This window comes from Clostridium thermopalmarium DSM 5974 (assembly GCF_002995795.1).
Lineage (GTDB): Bacteria > Bacillota > Clostridia > Clostridiales > Clostridiaceae > Clostridium_H > Clostridium_H thermopalmarium.
Genome location: NZ_PVXN01000014.1, coordinates 1 through 3,032, shown reverse-complemented (window position 1 = coordinate 3,032; position 3,032 = coordinate 1). Strand labels below are relative to the sequence as shown.

Genomic DNA, 3,032 nt, shown 5'->3' with positions numbered 1-3,032 from the left:
TTTCATTTTTAAACCCTAAATTTTTTCCAGTAAAAATCGGAATTTACATATTTCAATTATTATTCATCTAAACCATTACATATCAAGGGGCTACGCCCTATTTATTTTTTAATCTGCGAAACTTCTGCATTTACATTATTTATTATTTTAATGCTATTTTCATCTTTCTTTTTAAATAGATCATTCAATATTGTTTTTATATTCTCTAATTCCTTTTTTAATGAATACTTATTCTTTATAAAATTTCTATATTCAGATGAGTAATATTCATTTGAAACTATCATTTCTACTGCTTCATCTAATGTATCAAAAATATATTTTTTATCATAATGATCCTTTATGCCTTCGCAATTGTGTAGTATAGGCTTTATTCCACTACACATGCTCTCAGCTGCTGCATAACATAAACCTTCGTCAATACTTGAAATAATCATATAATCTATATTCTTAAACCACTCAATTTTTTCATTCTCATCTAGCCATCCATAAAATTTAAACGAATTTTCTAAATTATGCTCTTTTATGAAGTATATTAAATATGATAGTGTTCTATCATCCTGAAATCTTCCAGCTATATGTAATTTATATCTGTTATCTATATCGTGAAGTTTCTTAAAAATATCTAAAGTAAGTGGTATATTTTTTTTAAAGTTTATATAGCCTAAATACCCAAGATTGAAACCTTTAGTCCTTTTTTCAAATTTATATTTGTCAACATTCACTCCACAAAAAACCGTGTTAATTTTAAGGTTTCCTTTATCAATATCTTTTGTATTTTCTTCAAATATTCTTCTTATATGTGGAGCTACAATAATAAGCTGGTCAACATTCTTCCAATTTACTTGCCTAATATAATTCGTGTATACCTCGTATCCGTGTATTCTGCAAATTATTTTTTTATCATGTTTTTTAGCTAAATTACTTCCATAAACAATTAGTTCATCACACCACTCGAACCAACATATATCTGCCCATTCCATTCCTTCATCAATTTGAGTGTCGTTTACTGTAATAACCTTTTTAACTTCAAATTCTTGTGAAAGTCCACTAATAATATCATTTATAAAACTATCCATTCCTTCTTTAACAAAAAACACAATTCTTTGTTTAATTTCGTCTTTATGTTCATCTTTTATTTTATTTATTATATTATTTATTTCATTAATCATGTCTTTATCATTGCAGTTTTCTATTGCTTTTATATACGTTCTTAGAGAATTATTGAACTCACTTAAATTTTCATAAACATAAGCTAAATTATATAGCAAATCAAAGTTATTCTTATCAATCTTAAGTCCTTTTTCTAAAACTAGTTTTGCCTCTAATAACTTATTTTGCATTACCAATATAACAGCTTTCATAGAATAAACTTCTACATCATCTGGTAATATTTCTATATATTCTTGTATTAAATTAAATGCCTCGTCTAATGAGCCCTTAGTAATTAATTCTTCAATATTTCTCTTTACTTTTTTTGAATATATATTCATTTCATTATTCATAATATTAATCTCACTTTCATAGCTTTGAGTATCTATTCCATTATCTTTCTGAATTTTATCTATAAATAACCGCATAGGTCTAGCCATCACACTGTCTTCTTTTACACCATCTCGAATAAATTTTACTGCAGAAATTAAGTTTTTATTTTGCAATTCTTCAAAAGCTTTAATAATACATTTACAAAATCTATATTCATTTCCATGTAAAGCTTCCTTATTGCCTATGGTTATCAAATGCACACAGATATCTAAATACTTATCTAATAAGCTTAGAAGTTCTTCATTACTAAATCTATCAAATTCTTTTAAGTTCAAAGTTCTATTTAAAACAAATTTAACACATCTCTTAAAACTTTTAAGTTCAATGATACTACCATATTTAAAATAATTATTTTCTTTTATTATCGGTAATATAAGTTCTAGAATGATTTTTGCTCCACTAGTATCTATATTTTCAATATCAAATTTATCTATTAGGTGTAATATTTTATTTGGCTCACTCTTTATCATATTTAAGCTAGATTTATCTAAAATGTTTAAATATTCTGTATTAACACTTGAATTCATAAAATTATTCATTAGAATCTTTTTATCTTCTTCAGATAAATCCTTTAAATTCGTTTTTATATAATAATTAAAAATAGAATAATTTTCAGGTGTAATATAAGTTTCGTATAATTTAATCAACTTTTTATATTCTTTTTCTTTAAACTTGAATTCGGCAAGTGAATTTAAAAAAAGTTTTCGCTTGCCATTTTTATTTTCATTATGAATAAAATTGCATTTGGTATGTTATTTTAGACCGTCAGGTCTGTTTTTAAGTATACTTAATAAACCCAAATAATATTTGGATTTTTAAGGTAATTTATTTTTTAATTTTACTATTAAGTGTATACTGCTATCATCTTTCTACTAAAAACATTTATTTGCTTTTGAATATAAGTAATGATTTTTTCTAATAAGCAGTTGTTTGAAAAACTTAAATATCTATAATATTTGCTACCACAAACATTACCACAAACTCTATAAAATATTCTCCTTAATGTACTAATTTCATGATGTTGTATTTCCTTAGGCATGATTGCTTGTTTAAACCAGTTATGAATGTTATATGCTATCATTTTTATTAAAAGGTACAATTCATTGCATTTATGATTTACTAAACTATTTTCGCTAAAGGCGTAGCCTTCTTTTATTTCGTCTATATTATTTTCAACATCACATCGTTGATTATAATCTTGAAATATTTCTTCAGGTGTTAAATAATCTATATTTGTTACTATTGCTTGATATTTATATTTACATTCTTCGAACATTAATTGATTTATATCTTTTGGAATAAATTTTTCTCTTATTATAACAAATCTTCTTGCTCTTTGCCATTTAGGCAATGGAACTGTAATTTCTGTAACAGATAAAGTAGAACTTATATCGTGCCATATATAATCCTTTGAATTATTATTTATAAAATCTATTATCATTTTAACAGTAGAATACATTTTACATTTAACAACATATTCTATTCCATTA

General features: G+C 24.4%; 2 protein-coding genes. Both read right to left on the bottom strand.

Features of this window, described 5'->3' with window-relative positions; genetic code table 11:
• Positions 1–101: 101 nt before the first annotated feature.
• The gene (locus CPAL_RS04265) at positions 102–2,189 is read right to left on the bottom strand and encodes a glycosyltransferase (RefSeq protein ID WP_106024144.1); all 2,088 of its coding nucleotides are present in this window, start codon (positions 2,187–2,189) and stop codon (positions 102–104) included.
• 197 nt (positions 2,190–2,386) lie between these two features.
• A partial coding sequence (locus CPAL_RS04260; RefSeq protein WP_146126575.1) for a transposase occupies positions 2,387–3,032 on the bottom strand: 646 nt, incomplete at its 5' end.